We start from the raw sequence: 23,318 nt of genomic DNA, 5'->3' as shown, positions 1-23,318 counted from the left end.
GTCGGCCACCCCAAGATCGGCACTGATCATTTTCAGGCAACTTCCCGGAGACTGCCGCTGACGTCAGCTGTCACCCAACGTATGCGCTTCACGGAAAGCGAGCCAGAACCACTACTGCTCGATAAAGCCACTCGCCCGGAGCGCCGAGCGGAACTCGATCAGTTGGGCATGCGCTGGTAGGTCCGCTACCGAAGGGAAGCTCTCGGTGAATCGCTTCGGTTCGTGGGGCTGCTCTGTCAGCTCGATGCCACATTGCCGGTCGGTCGGTCTCCGAGCGCGAACTGCTCTTTCGGGGCGCACCATCGGCAGTCGGGGTTGGTGCGGGAGTTGATGAGGTCTCGCGTTCGGGTGCGGGGGCTGTGCAGGACGTTGGCGTGGTCGAGGTCGTCGTCGTGGAGGCAGCTGACGGCGTGCATGAAGTGGCTGACGCCTTCGGCGGCGGTAAGGGCGTTGAGGGGGAGGACGCTGGCGGCTGGTGTGCCGGGGACGTATTGGGCGGCGGCTCGGTCGGTGGGGGTGTGCATGTCGATGGCGAGGTCGGTGGGGTTGATCAGTCCGTCGCACCACAGGCAGCCGGTTCCGGGGAGAAGGAATCTGGTGACGGCGTGGATTTGTCCGACGGTGCCGTCTCGTACGGGGATCTTCACGCCGACCTGGGTGGCAGGGATGAGGTCTTCCCTGTCATCCAGCCACGAGAAGGACAGCTGAGCTTGAGGTGCTGAACGTCGGCGGCATTCACCTGCTCTCGAACATCGCCGCAGGCCAACCCCGCGTCACAAAGGCGTGGGTCCCTTGCCCTTGGCGAACGCCTCGAACTCGTCACGCAGTGGCTTGGGCAGGCGGAATCTCACTAGCGTCGGCGCCGTCCACAGTTCCGGTGTCGGTGATCAGGTCAGATCTCCGGCCGGGTCGACGAGACGCATCAGGCTTACTTCGCGGGTTCGCGAAGGGTGCAGCCGGTCAGTCCAGCCGCGGTCTGGGTGAGGTGCTGGGTCAGTACCTCGGCCGCGGTGTCGGCGTCGCGGGCCAGCGCCGCCTCCTCCAGCTGGCGGTGCTCGTCGGCGTGGTCCCGGTCGGGGACGCGGTGCGCCGACCAGCGGCGAGCCAGTTCGCTCGCGGTCCATGTCCGGTCGAAGGTCTCCAGCAGGACGGGGTTGCCGCAGCCCTCCAGCAGGGTGCGGTGGAAGACCCGGTGGGCTTCGGACCATGCGCCGCTGTAGTACTCGCCCTCCTCCGGCGCGTACGCCGGGGTGCGGGCCAGGCGGTGGTGGGCGGCTCGTACGCGGGACTCCCAGTCGAGGTCGCCGCGTTCGATGGACATGCGCAGCATGACCGGTTCGATGGTCCGGCGGGCCTCCGCGATCTCCTGCCAGCGGCGGTCGGAGCAGGCTGGGACGGCGAAGCCGCGGTTGGGCAGCCGGTCGGCGAGGCCCTCGCCGACCAGTCGCACGAGCGCCTCGCGCACGACGGCCAGGCTCACGCCCTGTTCCTTGGCGAGGTCCTGCGGTTTGAGGGCGTCACGGGGGGCGTGGTTCCCGCGCATGATCGCGTCCCGCAGGTGTGCGTAGACCTGCTCGGAGAGCATCTGCTTCCCCGGTGAGGTCGAGGTGTGGGCCGTCTGAGTCATGCCCTCAGCATAGACGATCCAGCGAATAATCGATTATTAGTGTTATGGTCGATCCAGCGGTTGATGAAAGACGGTGACGGTGCCTCCACACGACGCTGTGGGCCCCGTCGGCCGCATCACCGCCAACCCACTGCACGGCCTGAAAGGAACGACGCGATGAGCGCCAACGACCCCTTCGCCCGCCTCCCCGAGGTGGCCTCCTTCACCGTTACCAGCACCACCGTCACCGACGGCGCCGCATGGTCGCCCGAGCAGTACTCCTCCGGCGTCCCCGGCGGGAAGGATGTCTCCCCGCAGCTGTCCTGGAGCGGCGCCCCGGAAGGCACCAAGAGCTACGCCGTCACCGTCTACGACCCCGACGCCCCCACCGGGTCCGGGTTCTGGCACTGGGCGGTCGCCGACGTCCCCGCCACCGTCACCGAGCTGCCCGAGGGCGCCGGCGACGACGCCGGCTCGGGCCTGCCGGAGGGCGCCTTCCAGCTGCCCAACGACGCCCGTGCGGCCCGCTTCATCGGCGCCGCCCCGCCGGCCGGGCACGGCCCACACCGCTACTTCGTCGTGGTGCACGCCCTCGACGTCGCCTCCATCGGCGTCCCGGCCGACGCCACCCCGGCCGTCCTCGGCTTCACCATGGCCGGCCGCATCCTCGGCCGCGCGGTACTGACGGCCACCGCCGAAACCCCCGCCTGACCAACAGCATGTCCCCACTCATCGACACCACTCAGATGTATCTCCGCACGATTCTGGAGCTCGAGGAAGAAGGCGTGGTCCCCCTGCGCGCCCGCATCGCCGAGCGCCTGGACCAGAGCGGCCCCACCGTCAGCCAGACCGTCGCCCGCATGGAGCGCAAGGGTCTGCTGCACGTCGCCGGCGACCGGCACCTGGAGCTGACCGGGGAGGGCCGACGGATCGCCACGCGCGTGATGCGCAAGCACAGGCTCGCGGAGTGCCTGCTCGTCGACGTGATCGGGCTGGAGTGGGAGCGGGCCCACACCGAAGCCTGTCGCTGGGAGCACGTGATGAGCGAGGCCGTCGAAAGCCGCATCCTTGAGCTGCTGCGGCACCCGACCAAGTCGCCCTACGGCAACCCGATCCCGGGCCTGGAGGAACTCGGCGGGAAGAGCACCGTGGATCCGTTCCCCGGCGAGAGCATGGTCAGCCTCAGCGACCTTGAGCCCGGACCGAACGGCGCGAGCGCGGTCGTACGGTGCATCAGGGAGCTGATCCAGACCAACCCTCAGCTGATGTACACCCTGCGGCACGCCGGGGTGCAGCCCGGCGTGGTCGTGAGCGTGACGTCCTCGCCCGGCGGCGTGACGGTCAGCAGCGACGGGGAGGCCGCGGAACTCCCCACGCAGGCCGCCGCGCATGTCTTCGTGGCCAAGCGGAGCCCAGCCGGACGCTGCCCCAGGCCGTAAGTCCCTTGCAGGCAGGCGGACGGCCCTCGACCACGATCGTGGTCGAGGGCCGTCCGCCTGATTCAGCGGAACGCATGCACGAGCTCGCTCCGCACGTGACGGCTGGCCAGTTCTCCCAGGACTGCCGGGACCTCGTCGAGGGCGAGAGCGTCCTGGACAGCAAATGCACTCACAAACCGGACCCATGACCACTCGACGAACCGGGTTGGAAAACACCTACTGAGAGGTCGTTTTCATCAGTAGAGTCTGTTTTATCCAAACATGTCGCCGTGACGAGACTCGACTCTTGAGGTGCCGGCGCCCCTTGCGGCCAGTGCGACTGAGCGGACGACCGTATTGTCTGCCTCATCCCAGCAAGCCTGTCTCACTCCAAAGAATCGCCGTATCGGCGATTACGCCTACCGCGGCGCGCTCTGACCCATTACATGAGAGGTGCGAGTGGCCTTCTGGGGATGCTGAAGCGGAATAAATTGCGTGAAAACGACCTCTAAGGGCTGTCCCGTAATCCCCGGCGGGCGCACGACGACAGCTACGGCACTCCCCCAAGCTCTTCGAGCAGGGGGGACCCCCACGCCGCGTTGTCGGATCGCCCGAATACGCCCAGTATGAGGACGACCCTCCGCCTTGCGATGCTCCCCCACAGCCCGAAAGGCGTGGCAGGGGCCCCCAGCATCTGACGCCGCGCGCCGATCCACCGGGGATTACGGGACAGCCCTTAGGTGCCGTTGTCGATCATCAAGGAGTACGTCGAGAACCAAACCCCGGCTGAGGCCAACAGCGCAGACCCGTGCAACCCTGCGGGTCAGAACAGCCCAGAGAAGTAATTCCCCCCGGGTACAGACGCCCGGAGCTCCTCCCTAGATCAAGCTGAACCGCTGGTCAGCGCGCCGCCAGGCTGGAGTGGCGCACGACCAGCTCCGGCTGGAGCACGACCCGCCGGTGTTCGTGCGGCGCCGGCGCGGTCTCGGCGTCGATCTCCTCCAGGAGCAGTTCCGCCGCGAGGGCGCCCATGGTCACGGCTGGCTGGCGCACGGAGGTGAGCGGTACGGCCGCGGCGGCCGCGAACTCGATGTCGTCGTAGCCGACGATCGCGAGGTCGTCCGGTACGCCGACACCGGCCGCGTACATGGCCTGCAGGACGCCGAGGGCGAGCAGGTCGTTGGCGCAGAAGACGGCGGTGGGCCGCTCGGCGAGGCCCAGGAGCCGGGCGCCGGCGTCGCGCCCGGCGGCCACGTCGAGGCGCTCGGTCGGCAGCTCGCGCAGATTCGCCGGGCCGAGGCCCGCCTCGGCGAGCGCGTTCAGTGCGCCCGTTCGGCGGTCCCTGACCTGGCTGAGGCCGGGCGGTCCGCTGACGTACGCGATCGAGCGGTGTCCGGCGTCCACGAGGTGCCGGACGGCGAGCGCGCCGCCCGCCACGTCGTCGACCGAAACCGAGCACTCGGTGGTGCCCTCGGCGACCCGGTCGACCAGCACGAAGGGGATGCCGTTGCGGCGGAACGCCTCGATGTTGCGCCCGCTCGCGTCGGTGGGCGTCAGCAGCACCCCGCGCACCCGCTGCTCGGCGAAGAGCGACAGATAGTCGGCCTCCTCGCTCGGGCTCTGCGCGCTGTTGCAGACCATCACGCCGAGTCCGGATTCCCGTGCGGCGCGCTCGGCGCCGCGCGCGACGTCCACGAAGAACGGGTTGCCCATGTCGAGGACGAGAAGCCCCATGATCCGGCTGCGTCCGGCCCGCAGTTGGCGTGCCGACTCGCTGCGTACATAGCCGAGCCGGTCGATGGCGGACAGGACGCGTGCCCTCGTCTCGGAGGCCACCGAGTCGGGGCGGTTGATCACGTTCGAGACCGTTCCGACGGACACTCCGGCGGCACGGGCGACGTCCTTGATACCCACCGACTGGGCCATCAGGCGGGAACCTCCAGAAGAACGAGAAGCGGCAGGCAGGCCCTCACATTACCCGCGAGCGGGTCGAATTCAGTGGTCATGAGGGCAGCCGGAAATCGACGACGTGCAGCGCCGAGGCTGTGGTCCCGCTGGACTTCTCCTGGTACATCACGGACAGCGTTCCGTCCTGCGGGACGCGCGTCTCGTCGATGACGACCTCGCCGAAGGCGTTCAGGCCGCTGCCGTCGAACAGGAGCTTCCAGTCGGTGTGTCCGGAGGACTTCGAGGCGCCGGCGATCCGTCCGAACGGCATGATCGCGTAGGCGTTGTCGTACCGGTCCAGGACCAGCTTGGTGCGCTGGCTGGAGTTCAGGGCGATCGGGATCTCGGTCTTGGTCCAGCCGCCCGAGGCGTTCTTGCGCAGGTGGAAGGCGCGGCCGTTGGCCGTGCGGTCGGTGACGTAGTTGGTGGTGCACTGCCCGAAGCGTCCGGGCACATAGCTGATGATCGCGTGCGGCAGACCCGCCGAGTCGGTGGCCTGGCTCTCCTGGTTCATCAGCGAGTGGTCGGGGTCGAGGGAGTCGACGACGAGTCCGGTGTCGGTGACGGCGACGGTGCCCAAGGTTCCGGTGGTGCCGACGACGGTGCCCGCGTCGTTGCGCCAACTGCGGCCCCGGTCGGTGGAGTAGACGTAGCCGGTGTCGTGGTTGGTGATGCCTCCGGCGTTGCACATCACGGCGGCGTTCTGCTCACGCCAGGTGAAGAAGGAGTGCAGCCGGCCGTTCAGGTCGTAGTCGATCCCGTGCAGATACATGTTGCGTGCCGTGCTCGACCCGTGCACGCTGGTGTAGGTCCCCGTGGAGGCGGACCACTCGCCGAGCGCCGTCCAGGACGAACCACCGTACTCGGCAAGGGCGTTGCGCCCGTTCCCGGAGACGCCGACCCGGTAGCTCAGCTGAAGGCCGCCGTCCGGGGTCGCGACGAACTGCGGATAGGTGAACTGCGTGGTGAGCGCGAGGCCGTCCAAGGAGGTCTGGACGGCTCCGAGGACGGCGGAGGTCCAGGCCGTCGACGCTGCGTTGTCGAGCAGCCCGGCCACCGACTTGACGTAGAAGAAGCCGTCGCTGTGCGAGTCCATGTTCAGGTGCAGCCGGCCGTCGGTCCGGGAGACGCCCATGGAGATGACGTTGTGGGAGTCGTCGCTCTTGAGCTTGTGGCCGAGCGTGATCTTGGACCAGGTGGTGGCGCCGAGCGCGCGGCGGGCGACGACCGCGCTGCGGTCGGCGGTGTACCAGGCCGCGTACTGGTAGCCGCGGTAGGTCAACAGACCGTTCTTCTGGAACGAGTTGTTGTTGACCAGACCGTCGTAGGAGACGAAGTAGATCGCCTGGGAGTCGAGTTGGGTGGTGCCGGAGAGGGTGACGGAGGGGCCGGGAACGGCCGCTCGCGCTGTCTGTGCGGTGAGGGCGGGACCTGCCACGGCGCCCAGCAGGGCCGTCGTCAGCACGGTGCGTCGTCTCATGTACGGGCTCCTCGATCGGACTGCGGGCGGGTGGGTCGGACGGGCTGTTCAGCCAAGTCGGGCGGGCTGTTCAGGCGAGATGGAACACCTCGGCCGTTCAGGCGAGGTGGAACACCTCGGTGAGGGGTTTCATGGCCTCGTCGGGTCTGGCGCCGTCCAGCGAGGTGAAGAACGGCGCCATCTCCGTCTGCCAGCGGGCATTGACGTCGGTGGCTTCCATGGCGGCCTGCGCGGCCGCGAAGTCCTCGGTCTCCAGGTAGCCGACCAGCAGGCCGTCCTCGCGCAGGAAGAGCGAGTAGTTGTGCCAGCCGGTGGCCGAGAGCGCGTCGAGCATCTCGGGCCACACGGCGGCGTGCCGCTCGCGGTACTCGTCGAGGCGGTCCGCACGGACCTTCAGCAGGAAGCACACACGTTGCATCAATGACCCTCCGGGGTCTGGGAGTCGGACCGGCGAGACGGTCGAGACATCAGATCGTGAGGACTCGGATCGTGAAGACGTCGGACCGCCTGGCCGTCAGACCTCAGAAGTTGAACTGGTCGATGTTCTTGGCGTCGAAGACGGTCGGCTTGCCCAGGTTGATCACGCCGTCCTTGCCGATGGTGAAGGAGCCCATGTCGCCGGCCTTGAAGGTCTCGCCCTCCTTGCCGGTGATCTGTCCCGAGGACAGCGCCACGGCGGTACGGGCGGCCAGCTCGCCGAGCTTCGCCGGGTCCCACAGCTCGAAGCCCTCGACGGTGCCGTTCTTGACGTACTTGCGCATGTCGTTGGGGGTGCCGAGGCCGGTCAGCTTGACCTTGCCCTTGTACTTGGAACCGGACAGGTACTGCGCGGCCGCCTTGATGCCGACGGTGGTCGGGGAGATGATCCCGGCGAGCTTCGGGTACTCCTGGAGCAGGCCCTGGGTCTGCTGGAAGGACTGCTGGGCCTCGTCGTTGCCGAAGGCGACCTTGACCAGCTTCATGTCCTTGTACTTGGGGTCCTTCAGCTCTTCCTTCATGAAGTCGATCCAGGTGTTCTGGTTGGTCGCGGTCTGCCCGGCGGACAGGATCGCGATCTCGCCCTTGTAGCCGATCTGCTTGGCGAGCAGCTGCACCTCGGTGCGGCCCAGGTCCTCGGCGCTGGCCTGCGACACGAAGGCGTTGCGGCAGTCGGCCTTGGTGTCGGAGTCGTAGGTGACGACCTTGATCTTGTTCGTCATGGCCTGCTTGAGCGCGGTGCACAGGGCGCCCGGGTCCTGTGCGGAGACCGCCATCGCGTCGACCTGCTGCTGGGTGAGCGTGTTGACGTAACTCACCTGGCCGCTGGTGTCGGTGGCGCTGCTGGTGCCGACCTCCTTGTACTTCGAGCCCAGTTCGGTCAGCGCCTTCTCGCCGCCCTTGTCGGAGGAGGTGAAGTAGGGGTTGTTGACCGCCTTGGGCAGGAAGCCGACAGTCAGCCCCTTCTTGGTGACCGCGTTCGGGTCGGCCTTGCCGTCGGCGACGGCGCCCGAGCCGACCGTGTCCTTGACGTCGTTCTTGGTGGTGCCGCCGCAGGCGGTGACGGCCAGGGCGAGGGAGGTGACGGCGGCGAGCGCCGCGCAGGTGCGGCGGATCGAAGACTTGCGCATGGCAGAGGGTTCCTTTACGAGGGTGAGCGGAGCGGGGGTTACGAGATCGGAGTCGAGGCGGCTCTGCGGCCCGCCCTCGCTACGGAGATCTGCCGTGCGACCCGGGGGCCGAGCACGGAGACGACGAGCAGAACGCCGGTGACGACGATCTGCGACTGCGCGGAGACATTGAGGAGGCTCATCACGTTCTGCAGGGCGCCGAGCAGGAAGACTCCCGCGATCGCGCCGCCGAGCGTGCCCTTGCCGCCGTCGAAGTCGATGCCGCCGAGCAGGACGGCGGCCACGACGGAGAGTTCGAGCCCGGTGGCGTTGTCGTAGCGGGCGCTGGCGTAGTGCAGGGCCCAGAACACGCCGGTCAGGGAGGCCATGAAGCCGGTCGCGACGAACAGGAGCAGCTTGTGCCGCTTGACCCGGATGCCGGCGAACCGGGCGGCTTCCTCGTTGGCGCCGATCGCGAACGCGGAGCGCCCGAAGGGGGTTGCGTGCAGCACGAGAACGGCGACGGCGAGCAGCACCAGGAAGAGCGGGAGGGCCTGCGGGACGAAGGTGTCCCCGATCCGACCGGCCGCGAAGTCCTGGTACTGGGTGGGGAAGTCGGTGACCGCGTCGGAGCCGAGCACGATCTGGGCGATGCCCCGGTAGGCGGCGAGCGTGCCGATGGTGACGGCGAGGGACGGCAGTCCGAGCCGGGTCACCAGCAGGCCGTTGACGAGCCCGCACACCACGCCGAGCACCAGACAGAGCGGGATGATCGTCTCGATCGACATGCCCTGGTTCCACAGGGCGCCCATCACCGAGCCGGACAGCCCGGCCGTGGAGGCGACGGAGAGGTCGATCTCGCCGGCCACCACGAGCAGCGTCATGGGCAGGGCGATCAGCGCGATCGGCAGGGTGTTGCCGATCAGGAACGACAGGTTGAGCGCGTTGCCGAAGCCGTCCACGAAGGAGAAGGAGAAGAGCAGCAGGACGATGAGGAGGGCGCCGACGACCGTGTCCCAGCGGACGGCGCGCGCGAGAGCGGAGTCAGCCATGGCGGGCGTTCCTCTTCTTCAGGGCGGCGGCCACGCGCAGCGCGACGATCCGGTCGACCGCGATGGCGAGGATGAGCAGGATGCCGTTGATGGCGAGCACCCAGACGGAGCTGACGCCGAGGGCGGGCAGGACGCTGTTGATGGAGGTGAGCAGCAGGGCGCCGAGCGCGGCCCCGTAGACGCTGCCGGAGCCGCCGGTGAACACGACACCGCCGACCACGACCGCGCTGACGACGGTGAGTTCGTATCCGGTGCCGGTGCCGGAGTCGACGTTGCCGAACCGGGCGAGGTAGAGGGCTCCGGCGAGTCCGGCGAGGCCGCCGCAGACGATGTAGGCGGTCAGGATGCGGTTGCGGACCGGGATGCCGGCCAGCCGCGCGGCCTCCGGGTTGGAGCCGAGCGCGTAGAGCTCTCGGCCGCTGCCGAAGTGCTTGAGGTAGTACGCGGCGACCACCAGGACGGCCAGGGCGATCAGCGCGAGATACGGGACCGCCGAGATGCCGCCGGAGCCGAAGTCGACGAATCCGCCGGGGAGATCGGCCGCCGTGATCTGCCGGGAGCCGACCCAGATGGAGTCGATGCCGCGGATGATGTAGAGGGTGCCGAGGGTGACGACGAGGGCGGGCACCTGACCGAGGCTGACGAGCAGTCCGTTGACCAGTCCGCAGCCGATGCCGAGCAGCACCGCGAGGAGGACCGCGACGACGGGGTTGCCGCCGCCCTGCAGATAGGTGCCCGCCGCGAAGGCGCTGACACCGAGCGTCGAGCCGACCGACAGGTCGACGTTGCGGGTGATGACGACGAGGGACTGGCCGGTGGCGACCAGCACGAGGATGGTCGCGTTCAGCAGCAGGTCCTTGATGCCCTGCTCGGACAGGAACTCGCTGTTGCCCATCTGGGTGATGGCGATCATCACCAGGAAGACCGCCAGGATGGCGAGTTCGCGCATCTTGAAGACACGGTCCACCAGCCGGGTGCCGCTGGACCTGGGCACTTCGGTGGCGGGGGCGGGGGTGGGCGCGGTCACCGTCATGCGGCGGCCCTCCGGGGGATGATCGGGGTCATTCGGGCAGCCCTCTCGATGGCTGTCATGCGGCGGCCCTCCCGGTGGCGGCGGCCATCACGGATTCCTCGGTGGCTTCGGAACGTGGGATCTCGGCGGTGAGCCGGCCCTCGTGCATGACGAGGACGCGGTCGGCCATGCCGAGGATCTCGGGCAGATCGGAGGAGATCATCAGGACGGCGACCCCGTCGGCGGCCAACTCGCTGAGCAGCCGGTGCACTTCGGCCTTGGTGCCGACGTCGATGCCGCGGGTGGGCTCGTCGACGATCAGCACCTTGGGGCCGGTGGCCAGCCATTTGGCGAGGACGACCTTCTGCTGGTTGCCTCCGGAGAGCGTGGAGACGGTGTCGGCGATCCGGGCGTACTTCACCTGGAGCTTGACCGCCCAGTCGAGGGAGCGGCTGCGCTCGGCCCCGCGGTCCATCAGGCCCGCCCTGACCGTCGTACGCAGCCCGGTCAGGCCGATGTTGCGCTCGATGGACATGTCCATCACCAGGCCCTGGGCACGGCGGTCCTCGGGGACGAGGGCGAGCCCGGCGGCCATGGCGGTGGAGGGGGCACCGTTCGTCAGCGCGTGGCCGTCGACCTCCACCTCTCCGGCGTCCCAGCGGTCCACGCCGAACACGGACCGCGCGACCTCCGTGCGGCCGGCGCCGACGAGCCCCGCGAGTCCGACGATCTCGCCGCGACGCACGTCGAAGGAGACATCGGTGAAGACGCCCTCCCGGGTCAATCGGCGGACGCTCAGGGCGACTTCGCCCGCCTCGACGTCCTGCTTGGGGTAGAGCTCGTCGAGGTCGCGGCCGACCATCCGGCGCACCAGGTCGTCCTCGGTCATGCCCTCCAGCGGCTCGCTGGATATCAGGGCGCCGTCGCGCAGGGTCGTGACGCGCCCGCAGATCTGGAAGATCTCCTCCAGCCGGTGCGAGATGAACAGCACCGCCGAGCCCTGCTCGCGCAGGGTGCGGACCACACCGAACAGGCGGGCCACCTCGCTGCCGGTGAGGGCCGCGGTCGGCTCGTCCATGATCAGGACGCGGGCGTCGAAGGAGAGCGCCTTGGCGATCTCGACGATCTGCTGGTCGGCGATGGACAGACCGCGCGCCGGGCGTTCGGGGTCGAGCTCGACACCGAGGCGCTTCATCAGGGTGGCGGTCGCCGCGTGGGTCGCCTTGTGGTCGATGCGGCCGAGCGCCCGCCGGGGCTGACGGCCCATGAAGATGTTCTCGGCGATCGAGAGGTCGGGGAAGAGCGTGGGCTCCTGGTAGATCACCGCGATGCCCGCGTCGCGGGCGTCGGCGGGGCTGTGGAAGACGGTGGGTTCGCCGTCCAGCAACACCTGGCCGGCGTCCGGTCGGTGCACGCCGGCGAGCGTCTTGATGAGGGTCGACTTGCCCGCGCCGTTCTCTCCGGCGAGCGCGTGCACCTCGCCGGGGAACAGTTCCAGGGACACGTCCCGCAGGGCGCGTACGGCACCGAAGGACTTCGAAAGGTCCTTCAGCGCCAGCACCGGGGTCGGCCCCGTGTCGGACGGGTGGGTCATGAGGGGCTCCTCGACGACGTCGGCGGGACGGCCCCCACAGCGTCGTGAAAGGTTTCAATTGGGTTGCCGGGACGTTAGGCAGGTCACCCAGGTCCCGTCAATGGGTTCGTGTCGAAATTCTTCGACGGCCGTGTGTCACAACAGGGTCACGGCGAACGGTCCACGCCGGAGGGGTTGACAGCCCTTCGGGGGGCTCATAACTTCACCTTCTGAATCGTTTCAGACGCTGTGTTCAGGAAGCCCTGCGAGCAGGACCGCGGGAAGCCCTTCGGGAAGTCCCCTGGGAAGCCCGTCGGCACCTGCCGCGGGAGGTACCCGGCGCGGCCGTCGCGAAGCGGTTCAGGAAGCCGTTGAAGAAGCCGTTCCCATTCGAAGTCGTAGGAGTCCCGAAGTGACCGAGTTCGCCGCGGTGAAGGCCGCGCTCAAGACCCAGGCCGTCGAGACGCCGTCGTGGGCGTACGGGAACTCGGGAACCCGATTCAAGGTGTTCGCGCAACCGGGCGTGCCCCGGACCCCGCAGGAGAAGCTGGACGACGCCGCCAAGGTGCACGAGTTCACCGGCGCGGCCCCGACCGTCGCACTGCACATCCCCTGGGACAGGGTCGACGACTACGCGGCGCTGGCGAAGCACGCCGAGGACCGCGGCCTGAAGCTGGGCGCGATCAACTCCAACACCTTCCAGGACGACGACTACCGGCTCGGTTCCGTCTGCCACCCGGACGCGGCGGTGCGCCGCAAAGCCGTCGGCCACCTGCTCGAATGCGTCGACATCATGGACGCGACGGGTTCGAAGGACCTGAAGCTGTGGTTCGCCGACGGGACGAACTATCCCGGCCAGGACGACCTGCGCGAGCGCCAGGACCGGCTGGCCGAGGCCCTGACGCAGGTCTACGCGCGGCTCGGCGACCACCAGCGGATGCTGCTGGAGTACAAGTTCTTCGAGCCCGCCTTCTACGCGACGGACGTCCCCGACTGGGGCACCGCGTACGCACACTGCCTCAAGCTCGGCCCCAAGGCACAGGTCGTGGTCGACACCGGGCACCACGCCCCCGGCACCAACATCGAGTTCATCGTCGCCACGCTGCTGCGCGAGGACAAGCTCGGCGCCTTCGACTTCAACTCCCGCTTCTACGCCGACGACGACCTGATGGTGGGCGCGGCCGACCCCTTCCAGCTCTTCCGCATCATGTACGAGGTGATCCGCGGCGGCGGCTTCACCCCGGACGTCGCCTTCATGCTCGACCAGTGCCACAACATCGAGGCGAAGATCCCCGCGATCATCCGCTCGGTGATGAACGTGCAGGAGGCCACGGCCAAGGCCCTCCTCGTCGACCGGGCCGCGCTCGCCGAGGCCCAGCGGGGCGGGGACGTGCTCGCCGCCAACGCGGTGGTCATGGACGCGTACAACACGGACGTACGTCCGCTGCTCGCCGAGGTCCGTGCGGAGCTGGGGCTCGACCCCGACCCGGTGGCCGCGTACCACCGGTCCGGGTGGGCGGAGCGGATCGCCGCGGAGCGGGTGGGTGGGCAGCAGGCCGGGTGGGGGGCCTAGCCCCTCACCGGCACCTTCTCTCCCCAAGGTCCCCAAGGGGCGTGGGCGGAGCCGGCTCCGGCCCTGGTGCCGCCCCTCCGCCACGAGACGCGGGCCTGACGGGGCCGAAGCCCAGCCCTCCGTGTCGCGTCCGCCTCCACGAGGCAAGCCCGGGTCCAACCCCGTACCGCGTCTGCCCCGCGAGGGGGGTCGCGGACTGCGGGTCGTCCCGGGCGGGCCGCGCAGTTCCCCGCGCCCCCGACGGGGCGCTCCTCCTCGGGTTCGTTCCCAGCACACCACCTCTTCCCCCTCCTCAAAGGACCTGGAACATGGCACCCCATCCCGAAGCCGCCGCTCTGCTGGCCCGGTCGCGTCGGCTCGGCGCCGATCCGCGCAACACCAACTACGCGGGCGGGAACACCTCCGCGAAGGGCACCGACACCGACCCCGTGACCGGCGGTGACGTGGAGCTGATGTGGGTGAAGGGGTCCGGTGGCGACCTCGGCACCCTCACCGAGGCCGGGCTCGCGGTGCTGCGTCTCGACCGGCTCCGGGCGATGACCGAGGTGTACCCGGGCGTCGAGCGCGAGGACGAGATGGTCGCCGCGTTCGACTACTGCCTGCACGGCAAGGGCGGCGCCGCGCCGTCCATCGACACGGCGATGCACGGGCTCGTCGACGCCCCGCACGTCGACCATCTGCACCCCGACTCGGGGATCGCGCTCGCCTGCGCGGCCGACGGGGAGAAGCTGACCGCCGAGTGCTTCGGCGAGAGCGTGGTGTGGGTTCCGTGGCGCCGGCCCGGTTTCCAGCTGGGACTGGACATCGCGGCCGTCAAGGAGGCCAACCCGGAGGCCATCGGCTGTGTCCTCGGCGGCCACGGCATCACCGCGTGGGGCTCCACCGCCGAGGAGTGCGAGCGCAACTCGCTGCACATCATCCGCACCGCCGAGGACTTCCTCGCCGACCGCGGCAGGGCGGAGCCGTTCGGGCCGGTCGTCGAGGGGTACGACGCGCCGGCCCCGGAGGGCCGCCGCGAGCGCGCCGCCGCGCTCGCGCCGCACATCCGGGCCATCGCCTCCCAGGACCGCCCGCAGGTCGGCCACTTCACGGACTCCGAAGAGGTGCTCGACTTCCTCGCCCGCGCCGAGCACCCACGGCTCGCGGCCCTCGGAACCTCGTGCCCGGACCACTTCCTGCGCACCAAGGTCAGGCCGCTCGTGCTCGACCTCCCGCCGGCCGCCTCCCTCGACGAAGCGGTCACCCGGCTCGCGGAGCTGCACGCCGAGTACCGCCTGGAGTACGCCGCCTACTACGAGCGGCACGCGCTGCCCGACTCCCCCGCCATGCGCGGCGCGGACCCGGCGATCGTGCTGGTCCCCGGTGTCGGCATGTTCTCCTTCGGCAAGGACAAGCAGACGGCGCGCGTGGCGGGCGAGTTCTACGTCAACGCGATCAACGTGATGCGGGGCGCCGAGGCCGTGTCGACGTACGCGCCGATCGAGGAGTCGGAGAAGTTCCGCATCGAGTACTGGGCGCTCGAGGAGGCCAAGCTCCAGCGGATGCCGAAGCCCAAGCCGCTCGCCACCCGGGTCGCCCTGGTGACGGGCGCGGGCAGCGGGATCGGCAGGGCCATCGCCGAGCGGCTGGTGGCCGAGGGCGCGTGTGTCGTGGTCGCCGACCTGAACGCCGAGGGCGCCGAGCGGGTCGCCGCCGAACTGGGCGGTCCCGACAAAGCCGTCGCCGTGGGCGTGGACGTCACCTCCGAGGAGCAGATCGCCGAGGCCTTCAAGGCCGCGGTGCTGGCCTTCGGCGGTGTCGACCTGGTGGTCAACAACGCGGGCATCTCCATCTCCAAGCCGCTCCTGGAGACGACCGCGAAGGACTGGGACCTCCAGCACGACATCATGGCCCGCGGCTCCTTCCTCGTCTCGCGCGAGGCGGCCCGGGTGATGATCGCGCAGAAGCTGGGCGGTGACATCGTCTACATCGCCTCCAAGAACGCGGTCTTCGCCGGTCCCAACAACATCGCCTACTCCGCGACCAAGGCCGACCAGGCCCATCAAGTACGGCTCCTGGCAGCCGAGTTGGGCGCGCACGGTATCCGGGTCAACGGCGTCAACCCCGACGGGGTCGTACGCGGCTCGGGCATCTTCGCGGGCGGCTGGGGCGCGCAGCGGGCGGCGACGTACGGCATCGAGGAGGAGAAGCTCGGCGAGTTCTACGCCCAGCGGACCATCCTCAAGCGGGAGGTGCTCCCGGAGCATGTCGCGGGCGCCGTCTTCGCGCTGACGGGCGGGGACCTGACGCACACCACGGGGCTGCACATCCCGGTCGACGCCGGCGTGGCCGCCGCGTTCCTGCGATGACGTCGATGAACGCCTCGCAGACCAGCGCCGCGCACACGTACGCCGCGGTCGACCTCGGCGCGTCCAGCGGGCGGGTCATGGTCGGCCGCGTCGGCCGCGACACGCTCGACCTGACCGAGGCGCACCGCTTCCCGAACCGGCCGGTCCGGGTCCCCGAGGGGCTGCGCTGGGACATCCTGGCGCTGTACGCGGGTGTCCTCGACGGGCTCCGCGCGGCCGGGCAGGTCGACTCCGTCGGCATCGACAGCTGGGCGGTGGACTACGGCCTGCTGGACGCGGACGGAGCACTGCTCGGCAACCCGGTGCACTACCGCGACGCCCGCACGGAAGGGGTCGCGGAGAAGGTGTGGGCGAGCGTGCCCGCCGCCGAGCTGTACGCGGCGACGGGGTTGCAGTACGCGCCCTTCAACACGCTCTACCAGTTGGCAGCCGCCCGCGGCTCCGCCCAACTCGCCTCCGCCGAGCGTCTGTTGCTCATTCCGGACCTGCTGTCCTACTGGCTCACCGGCGAGGCGGGCACCGAGCTCACCAACGCCTCCACCACCCAGCTGATAGATCCGAGGACCCGCGACTGGTCGTACGGTCTCGCGGAGCGCCTCGGTATCGACCTCGGGCTGTTCGCGCCGCTGCGCCGTCCCGGCGACCCGGCCGGGACACTGCTGCCGCGGGTGCTGGAGGAGACCGGGATGACAGGCCCGGTGCCGGTGACGACGGTCGGTTCGCACGACACCGCCTCGGCGGTGGCCGCCGTTCCGGCGACCGGGGAGCGGTTCGCGTACATCTGCACCGGCACCTGGTCCCTCGCGGGCCTGGAGCTGGACGCACCCGTCCTCACCGAGGCGAGCCGGGCCGCCAACTTCACCAACGAACTGGGCCTGGACGGCACGGTGCGCTATCTGCGCAACATCATGGGCCTGTGGCTGCTCCAGGAGTGCGTCCGCGAATGGGGCCACCCCGATCTGGGGGAACTCCTCACGGCCGCAGCCGGGGTGGCGCCGCTGCGCTCCGTCGTGGACGCGGGTGACCCCGCGTTCCTCGCGCCGGGCCGGATGCCCTCGCGGATCGCGGAGGCCTGCCGGAACTCGGGGCAGCCGGTGCCCGAGTCCCGCGCCGAGATCACCCGTTGCATCCTCGACTCCCTCGCGCTCGCGCACCGCCGGGCGATCGAGCAGGCGCAGGTTCTGGCCGGCCATCCGGTCGACGTCGTGCACATCGTCGGCGGCGGCACCCGCAACGAACTGCTGTGCCGGCTCACCGCCGACGCCTGCGGGCTGCCGGTCGTGGCGGGCCCGGCGGAGGCTGCCGCGCTCGGCAATGTCCTCGTCCAGGCGCGGGCGCGTCAACCGGTGGGCGACCGTGCCGAGATGCGCGCACTGGTGGCACGTACCCAGCCGCTCCGACGCTACGAGCCGCGCGGCGACACGGCGGCGTGGCGGGCGGCCGAGGCGCGGCTCAGTGCACCGTGAAGCGCACGTCGCGGGGCGGATCGTGAAGCGTCCACCGTGCAGCACCGCGCGAAACGCTCCGTGAGACGCGCCGTGCAGCACCACGCGAAACCCGCCGTGAGACGCGCCGTGAAATCGCCGCCGATACGGCGGGCGCGCTGCCTGACCGGCCGCGTGCCCGCCCGCCCCGTACCCTGCCCCCATCCGACGACCGAGACCGAGGAGCCGCGATGCGTGTCGCCCTGTTCCTGACCTGTGTCAACGACACGCTGTATCCGGACACCGGCCGCGCCGTGGTGAAACTGCTGACCAGGCTGGGTGTCGACGTCGATTTCCCGATGGGGCAGACCTGTTGCGGGCAGGCGCACTACAACACCGGTTACCGCCATGAGGCCGAGCCGCTCGCCCGGCATTTCTCCGATGTGTTCGGGGAGTACGAGGCGATCGTGACGCCGTCCGGATCGTGCGGGGCGATGGTGCGGGAGCTGTATCCGCGGATGGGTGAACGGGCGCGCGCGGAGGGGCGCGGCGACACCCTGGCCAGGACGCTGGCGCCGGTCGTGCCGAAGACGTACGAGCTCACCGAGTTCCTCGTCGACGTCCTCGGCGTGACGGACGTCGGGGCGTACTACCCGCACACGGTGACCTATCACCCCACCTGTCACGGCCTGCGCAGCCTGGGTCTTGGCGACCGGCCGCGCCGACTGCTCCAGGCGGTCAGGGGACTCGAGCTGCGGGAGCTGCCCGGAGCCGACGAGTGCTGCGGCTTCGGTGGCACCTTCGCCGTCAAGAACCCCGATGTCTCCGCGGCGATGGGTGCCGACAAGGTGCGCAACGCCGAGTCGACGGGCGCCGAGGTGCTGTGCGCCGCCGACAACTCGTGTCTGATGCACATCGGCGGCACGATGGGCCGCCTCCGGACGGAGATGCGGCCCGTGCACATCGCGGAGATCCTGGCGAGCACGGAAGCCGGCGCGGACGCGGCAACGGAAGCCGGCGCGGAATCACGCGCAAATGCGAGCACGGATGCGGGCGCGGAAGAGGAGCCGAGCGCATGAGCGGAACGTTCGTCGGTATGCCGGCCTTCCCGAAGGCCGCCCACGAGGCCGTGAACAACGCCACCCTGCGCGGCAATCTGCGCCACGCCACCCACACCATCCGCGCCAAGCGCGCCAAGGCCGTCGGCGAGATCTCCGACTGGGCCGAGCTGCGCGAGGCGGGCAAGCGGATCAAGGACCACACACTCCGCCATCTCGACCGCTATCTCACGCAGTTGGAGGAGTCGGTGACCGCGGCCGGTGGTGTCGTGCACTGGGCCGCCGACGCCGAGGAGGCCAACCGGATCGTCACGGCCCTGGTCAAGATGACCGGCGAGAGCGAGGTCGTCAAGGTCAAGTCGATGGCCACCCAGGAGATCGGGCTCAACGAGGCACTGGAGGCCGCGGGCATCCACGCGTACGAGACCGATCTCGCCGAACTCATCGTGCAGTTGGGCAAGGACAGGCCCTCGCACATCCTCGTACCGGCGATCCACCGCAACCGCGGCGAGATCCGGGACATCTTCGTCCGCGAGATGGGCGAGTGGGGCCGCCCTGCGCCCGAGGGACTCACCGACACGCCCGCCGAACTGGCCGAAGCGGCGCGCCTGCATCTGCGCGAGAAGTTCCTGCGCGCCAAGGTCGGCATCTCCGGCGCCAACTTCATGGTCGCCGAGACCGGCACCCTCGTGGTCGTCGAGTCCGAGGGCAACGGCCGGATGTGCCTGACGCTCCCCGAGACGCTGATCTCGGTCGTCGGCATCGAGAAGATCGTGCCGAGCTGGCGGGACCTGGAGGTGTTCCTGCAGACCCTGCCCCGCTCCTCGACGGCCGAGCGCATGAACCCGTACACCTCGATGTGGACGGGCACCACGGACGGGGACGGCCCCCAGACCTTCCATCTGGTCCTGCTGGACAACGGCCGCACCGACACGCTCGCCGACGAGGTCGGACGCCAGGCGCTGCGCTGCATCCGCTGCTCGGCGTGTCTCAACGTCTGCCCGGTGTACGAGCGGGCGGGCGGCCATGCCTACGGCTCGGTCTATCCGGGCCCGATCGGGGCGATCCTCAGTCCGCAACTGCGGGGCACCGCGAGCGAGATCGACGCCTCGCTGCCCTTCGCCTCCTCGTTGTGCGGGGCCTGCTACGAGGTCTGCCCGGTCGCCATCGACATCCCGGAAGTCCTCGTCCACCTGCGGGAACGGATCGCGCAGGGCGGCCGAGCCACGCGGGACGGCAACACGGTCGTACTGAAACCGGCGAAGGGACACGCGGCCGAGCGGGCGGCGATGCGGGCGGCGCGATGGGCGTTCAGCCACCCCGGCGCACTGGGCGCCGGGCAGCGGCTCGCGTCCCGGACCCGCCGCTTCCACCCGCGGACCCTGCCGGGACCCGGCCGGGCGTGGAGCGCGACCCGTGAACTGCCCACGGTCCCGGCGGAGTCGTTCCGCGAGTGGTGGCAGCGGACACGGGGCGGAAAGGACGCGACGAAGTGAACAGCAGGGATCTGATCCTGGGCCGGGTACGCCGGGCCCTCGCGGACGTCCCCCGGGACGACACCCCTCCAGTGCCCGAACAGCCTGGGAGGGACCTCCAGTACGAGCAGGCCGTCGACCGGAGTTACCTGCGCGAGCACGGTGCGCGCAGTGTCGCGGAGACGGTCGATCTGCTCGCGGAGAACCTGGCGGACTACCGGGCGATCGTGCACCGCAGCACCGAGGAGGAACTGCCGTACGTCATCATGCGGCTGCTCGCCGAACGCGGGCCCCAGTACGTGCTCGTGCCGCCGGGGCTCCCGCCCGAGTGGATGTCGGCGGCGGATCCCACCCGGGTCCACGACCGTGCCGTGAGCACCCCCCGCGAGCTCGACAAGGTGACGAGCGTGGTGACGGGCTGCGCCGTCGCCATCGCCGAGACCGGCACGATCGTCCTCGACGGCGGGCCGGACCAGGGCCGCCGCCGGATCACCCTGATCCCGGACCACCACATCTGCGTCGTCCGGGTTCCCGACCAGGTGGTGGCCTCCGTACCGCAGGCCCTGGAACGCCTCGATCCGGCACGCCCGCTGACCTGGATCTCCGGCCCCTCGGCCACCAGCGACATCGAGCTGGACCGGGTCGAGGGGGTGCACGGTCCGCGCACCCTGGAAGTGGTGCTGGTGAGTGGGGAGTGACGCGACGGTTCCCACGCTGATCGACTGGAAGCAGCGAAGGCCCGGGCGCGCCCTGGAGCCGCGGTGCCCTGCCGGGTCAGGAGTACACGACCGGGGAGCCGCGGCGCAGCACGAACTGGGCCGCGCGGAGGTACAGCGCCACGTAGAACGCCGCGTCGAGGTCCTCGGCCCACGGCCCCGGGCGTGCGGCGGCCGTATCCTTCGCCGGCCCGTCCCGGAACCACATGGTCAGGTCCAGGTTGTCGGACGTCGCCGGTATCTCCGGCGGCAGGTCGACGATCCGCGCCAGCCGCTCCACGATGGCGAGCACCTGGGGAGCGCCGGCGACCATCGTCTCGTCCGTGTAGCCGAATTCGACGGGCAGACAGATCTCCTCGTCCAGCGATATGGGCACGAGCGCCGACCAGCCGCACAGCGTGTCGGTCTCCTCCTGCGACAGATGTGCCCGGCACAGCTCGGTAAAGCCGTCCATCGGAGGGATCAGCTTCTCCTCGAACGCCATTCCGGAGCCCCGGACGAAGGGCGTCTCCTCGGGCAGAGACGTGTACGGGGGCAGGCCGCGCCGAAGCAACTCGGCGTTCAGCGCGGACGCGAGCTCGCCGAATCCGACCTGGTCCTCGTCCTCCTGATCTTCGTCCTCGTCCTCGCCGAACCACTCCCGCGCACCGACACTCACCAGATAGACACCCATACCCGCAACGTACTGCGTGGCACTGACAATCCACCGGCCTCCCTCTCTCACGTCCGGCCGACGTCGGCAGGTGCGAAGAGGTGTTGCCAGGATCGGTTCGGGGGGACACTCTCGGCACGTACGGGCCGGCCCGAGTCCCGGGAGTGCGCCCGCCACGGGCGAGCCGTGCGCGACCCCCCTTCGTATCACCGGGATCATGGCGCCCACCAGGCGTTCCGCCCGGCCGTTCAGGTTGTGTTCAGGCTCGTCGCGGGTCCTGGCAAGTCCTGCTCCAGAAGCGTCCAAGCGATGGCAAAGACCTCTGTGGCAGGGCCGGTCGGCCGTGTCATGGTGCGGGTCATGAGCACCGAGCACCTCACCCGTCACTCTCGAAGCGCCCCGCCTGCCGCCGTGCTGGCGAGCAAGGTCCCGGAAGTCACGTTGTACTTCTGGGTCATCAAGGTGCTGACCACCGGCATGGGAGAGACGGCCTCCGACTACCTGGCTCACCTGTTCGGGCCCGTGCCCGCCGTGGGGCTCGGCGGGCTGGCTCTCGCGGCCTCGCTGGCGCTCCAGTTCGCCGTACGCCGTTATGTGGCCTGGATCTACTGGACCGCGATCGTCATGGTCAGTGTGTTCGGCACGATGGCCGCGGATGTGCTGCATGTCGGTCTGGGGGTTCCGTACGTGATCTCCACGCCGCTCTTCCTGGTCGTGCTGGGCGCCGTGTTCGCCGTCTGGTACGCCGGCGAGCGGACGCTCTCCATCCACAGCATCCGCACGCGCCGCCGCGAGATCTTCTACTGGGCCACCGTTCTCGCCACCTTCGCGCTCGGCACCGCCGCCGGCGACCTCTCCGCCACCGTCGGCCTCGGCTACCTTGGCTCGGCCGTCCTGTACGCCGTCGCCATCGCCGTCCCGGCCATCGCCCACCGCTGGGGTTCCCTGAACGCGGTCGCCGCCTTCTGGACCGCGTACGTCATCACGCGCCCGCTCGGCGCCTCGGTCGCCGACTGGATGGCACTCGGCCACGCGCGCGGTGGTCTCGGGTTCGGCCTCGGCCCGGTCACCGCTTCCTGGACCGTCGCCATCGTCGGCTTCGTCGCGTATCTGGCCCTGTCCCGGCGGGACGTCCAGAACGACTCGGCCGGGACGCCGGAAACCGTCTGATCGAAGGCGCGGGGCTCACTCCGCGCCTCCACCGCCGCCCGAGCCCGGCCGGCGTTCCGCGGAGAAGTTCTCCGCGGAACGCCGGCCGGGCTCACTGGCATGACCGGATGTTCCGGTTCGCGCACTCTCCCGCACGACTTCAGCCGCAGCGGGGCAGGTCCGGTGAGGCGGCGTCCCCTCGCACGCGCCGGCTCGGCGTGTCCCCCACCGCGGGGCGGCCCTCAGTGCTCGGTCCCGCCCTCGACGAGTCGCCGCAGCGAGGGAAGCAGGGCGTCGATGTCCTGACCGGTCCGGAAGGCGACGACCGTGGTACCGGCTCCGGTGGCCGGCGAGTCGGCCGCCGGGAAGAGGGCGAGCACGTCACGCATCGCCTCGTCCACCTCGGCGACCGCATCCGTGGTCTCCCCGCGGAGCCAGCGGCGCAGCACGTGGTTGTGGGCCGCGACCACCGCGGCCGACATGAGCTCGGCTCTGAGTGACGCCGACTGGGCCGAGTCGCCCATCCAGTCCGCGATGAACTCACGGAACAGTCGCTGGTAGCGCGCCACGCTGGCGATCTCGCGGTCGCGGAGCGCGGACACCTTGCTGGTGAGCGCGTACCGACGGCGCGCGAGGTCGCCTTCGTCGAGGTAGTGCAGCAGAACCAGGCGGACCGCGTCGGAGACGGCGACCAGGGCGGTGCGATGACTCGAGGTCGCCAGCCTGTCCCTGATCAGGTCGAGGAGCCGGTCGTGGTCGGGGAAGATCACGTCTTCCTTGGACCGGTAGTGCCGGAAGAACGTCGTGCGTCCCAGTCCGGCGCGTTCGGCGATGTCGTCGACGGTCGTCTGCTCGTATCCGCGCTCGTCGAAGAGCGCGAAGGCGGAGTCTGCGAGTCGGGACCGCGCGGATGGCTTGCTCATGATCGCCCATCTTTCCCCGTCTCGGCCTTCGGAGGCCACTTGCCTTCCTGAATGGTACTGCGTACCGTCACAGTGAGATCGAGTACCGAGGAGGTTCAGTGTGAGTTCCGTGGCGCGTACCGAGTCCGACCTGCCAGTACAGCCGCTCTACGGCGGCTCGGCGCTGACGGAGCGGCACCGGCAACGTCCTGCCGCCGATGCGTGAAGCGCTGAAACCGCGCGTCACGGGCGGCGAGGTCTCCCACGCCCTGCGCGACGTCCGGGGCGTCCGCGTCCCCCTCGAAACCTTCTGACGAACGGGACACATCACGCGTCATGAACGACAT

The 23,318-nt window shown here is 69.8% G+C and carries 20 protein-coding genes; 9 read left to right on the top strand and 11 right to left on the bottom strand.

The features are described from left to right. Nucleotides 1-236 precede the first annotated feature (236 nt). Nucleotides 237-647, bottom strand: a complete 411-nt coding sequence (locus N4G66_RS41240) for a hypothetical protein (RefSeq protein WP_261709447.1) — start codon at nucleotides 645-647, stop codon at nucleotides 237-239. A gap of 281 nt (nucleotides 648-928) precedes the next feature. Next, a complete protein-coding gene (locus N4G66_RS41235; protein WP_261709446.1) occupies nucleotides 929-1,627 on the bottom strand; it encodes a GntR family transcriptional regulator in 699 nt (232 codons plus the stop codon). Nucleotides 1,628-1,783: 156 nt separating this feature from the next. On the opposite strand from N4G66_RS41235, the gene N4G66_RS41230 reads away from it, so the two are divergent. Both N4G66_RS41230 and N4G66_RS41225 read left to right on the top strand, forming a co-directional pair. Further along, the gene (locus N4G66_RS41230; protein ID WP_261709445.1) at nucleotides 1,784-2,317 is read left to right on the top strand and encodes a YbhB/YbcL family Raf kinase inhibitor-like protein; all 534 of its coding nucleotides are present in this window, start codon (nucleotides 1,784-1,786) and stop codon (nucleotides 2,315-2,317) included. A gap of 8 nt (nucleotides 2,318-2,325) precedes the next feature. After that, the gene (locus N4G66_RS41225) at nucleotides 2,326-3,045 is read left to right on the top strand and encodes a metal-dependent transcriptional regulator (protein ID WP_261709444.1); all 720 of its coding nucleotides are present in this window, start codon (nucleotides 2,326-2,328) and stop codon (nucleotides 3,043-3,045) included. An 879-nt stretch (nucleotides 3,046-3,924) separates the two neighbouring features. Here the strand turns inward: N4G66_RS41225 and N4G66_RS41220 are convergent. From N4G66_RS41220 to N4G66_RS41190, 7 genes are all read right to left on the bottom strand, one after another. After that, nucleotides 3,925-4,950 (bottom strand): LacI family DNA-binding transcriptional regulator, encoded by a 1,026-nt coding sequence (locus N4G66_RS41220; RefSeq protein ID WP_261709443.1) that lies wholly within the window; start codon nucleotides 4,948-4,950, stop codon nucleotides 3,925-3,927. 76 nt (nucleotides 4,951-5,026) lie between these two features. Further along, complete coding sequence (locus N4G66_RS41215; protein ID WP_261709442.1) at nucleotides 5,027-6,451, bottom strand: BNR repeat-containing protein; 1,425 nt, start codon at nucleotides 6,449-6,451, stop codon at nucleotides 5,027-5,029. 97 nt (nucleotides 6,452-6,548) lie between these two features. After that, complete coding sequence (locus N4G66_RS41210) at nucleotides 6,549-6,869, bottom strand: L-rhamnose mutarotase (protein WP_261709441.1); 321 nt, start codon at nucleotides 6,867-6,869, stop codon at nucleotides 6,549-6,551. Nucleotides 6,870-6,972: 103 nt separating this feature from the next. After that, the gene (gene rhaS, locus N4G66_RS41205) at nucleotides 6,973-8,058 is read right to left on the bottom strand and encodes a rhamnose ABC transporter substrate-binding protein (protein ID WP_261709440.1); all 1,086 of its coding nucleotides are present in this window, start codon (nucleotides 8,056-8,058) and stop codon (nucleotides 6,973-6,975) included. Nucleotides 8,059-8,096: 38 nt separating this feature from the next. Next, nucleotides 8,097-9,089 (bottom strand): ABC transporter permease, encoded by a 993-nt coding sequence (locus N4G66_RS41200; protein WP_261709439.1) that lies wholly within the window; start codon nucleotides 9,087-9,089, stop codon nucleotides 8,097-8,099. Continuing rightward, nucleotides 9,082-10,122 (bottom strand): ABC transporter permease, encoded by a 1,041-nt coding sequence (locus N4G66_RS41195; protein ID WP_261709438.1) that lies wholly within the window; start codon nucleotides 10,120-10,122, stop codon nucleotides 9,082-9,084. Before N4G66_RS41195 ends, N4G66_RS41200 begins: the two co-directional genes overlap by 8 nt. Nucleotides 10,123-10,177: 55 nt before the next feature. Beyond that, on the bottom strand, nucleotides 10,178-11,695 hold the full coding sequence (locus N4G66_RS41190) for a sugar ABC transporter ATP-binding protein (RefSeq protein ID WP_261709437.1): 1,518 nt from the start codon (nucleotides 11,693-11,695) through the stop codon (nucleotides 10,178-10,180). 391 nt (nucleotides 11,696-12,086) lie between these two features. On the opposite strand from N4G66_RS41190, the gene rhaI reads away from it, so the two are divergent. The 6 genes from rhaI (at nucleotide 12,087) to N4G66_RS41160 (ending at nucleotide 20,250) form a co-directional block, all read left to right on the top strand. After that, on the top strand, nucleotides 12,087-13,247 hold the full coding sequence (rhaI, locus tag N4G66_RS41185) for an L-rhamnose isomerase (protein WP_261709436.1): 1,161 nt from the start codon (nucleotides 12,087-12,089) through the stop codon (nucleotides 13,245-13,247). A 308-nt stretch (nucleotides 13,248-13,555) separates the two neighbouring features. Beyond that, nucleotides 13,556-15,595, top strand: coding sequence for a bifunctional aldolase/short-chain dehydrogenase (locus N4G66_RS41180; protein WP_261709435.1), 2,040 nt, complete (start codon nucleotides 13,556-13,558; stop codon nucleotides 15,593-15,595). After that, complete coding sequence (locus N4G66_RS41175; protein WP_391858970.1) at nucleotides 15,592-17,061, top strand: rhamnulokinase; 1,470 nt, start codon at nucleotides 15,592-15,594, stop codon at nucleotides 17,059-17,061. Before N4G66_RS41180 ends, N4G66_RS41175 begins: the two co-directional genes overlap by 4 nt. A 209-nt stretch (nucleotides 17,062-17,270) precedes the next feature. After that, the gene (locus tag N4G66_RS41170; protein ID WP_261709433.1) at nucleotides 17,271-18,098 is read left to right on the top strand and encodes a (Fe-S)-binding protein; all 828 of its coding nucleotides are present in this window, start codon (nucleotides 17,271-17,273) and stop codon (nucleotides 18,096-18,098) included. Continuing rightward, nucleotides 18,095-19,573 (top strand): LutB/LldF family L-lactate oxidation iron-sulfur protein, encoded by a 1,479-nt coding sequence (locus tag N4G66_RS41165; RefSeq protein WP_261709432.1) that lies wholly within the window; start codon nucleotides 18,095-18,097, stop codon nucleotides 19,571-19,573. Before N4G66_RS41170 ends, N4G66_RS41165 begins: the two co-directional genes overlap by 4 nt. After that, nucleotides 19,570-20,250, top strand: coding sequence for a LutC/YkgG family protein (locus N4G66_RS41160; protein WP_261709431.1), 681 nt, complete (start codon nucleotides 19,570-19,572; stop codon nucleotides 20,248-20,250). Before N4G66_RS41165 ends, N4G66_RS41160 begins: the two co-directional genes overlap by 4 nt. A 76-nt stretch (nucleotides 20,251-20,326) precedes the next feature. On the opposite strand, the gene N4G66_RS41155 is transcribed toward N4G66_RS41160, so the two are convergent. Next, entirely contained in the window at nucleotides 20,327-20,941 is a 615-nt protein-coding gene (locus N4G66_RS41155; RefSeq protein WP_261709430.1) for a hypothetical protein, read from the bottom strand. 339 nt (nucleotides 20,942-21,280) lie between these two features. On the opposite strand from N4G66_RS41155, the gene N4G66_RS41150 reads away from it, so the two are divergent. Next, nucleotides 21,281-22,090, top strand: coding sequence for a COG4705 family protein (locus tag N4G66_RS41150; RefSeq protein WP_261709429.1), 810 nt, complete (start codon nucleotides 21,281-21,283; stop codon nucleotides 22,088-22,090). A 221-nt stretch (nucleotides 22,091-22,311) separates the two neighbouring features. On the opposite strand, the gene N4G66_RS41145 is transcribed toward N4G66_RS41150, so the two are convergent. Further along, a complete protein-coding gene (locus N4G66_RS41145) occupies nucleotides 22,312-22,992 on the bottom strand; it encodes a TetR/AcrR family transcriptional regulator (RefSeq protein WP_261709428.1) in 681 nt (226 codons plus the stop codon). Nucleotides 22,993-23,318: the final 326 nt, after the last annotated feature.

The sequence above is a fragment of the Streptomyces rhizosphaerihabitans genome, assembly GCF_025399795.1.
GTDB lineage: Bacteria > Actinomycetota > Actinomycetes > Streptomycetales > Streptomycetaceae > Streptomyces > Streptomyces rhizosphaerihabitans.
The sequence above is the reverse complement of the archived record's forward strand: the minus strand, read 5'-3'. Positions and strand labels throughout refer to the sequence as shown.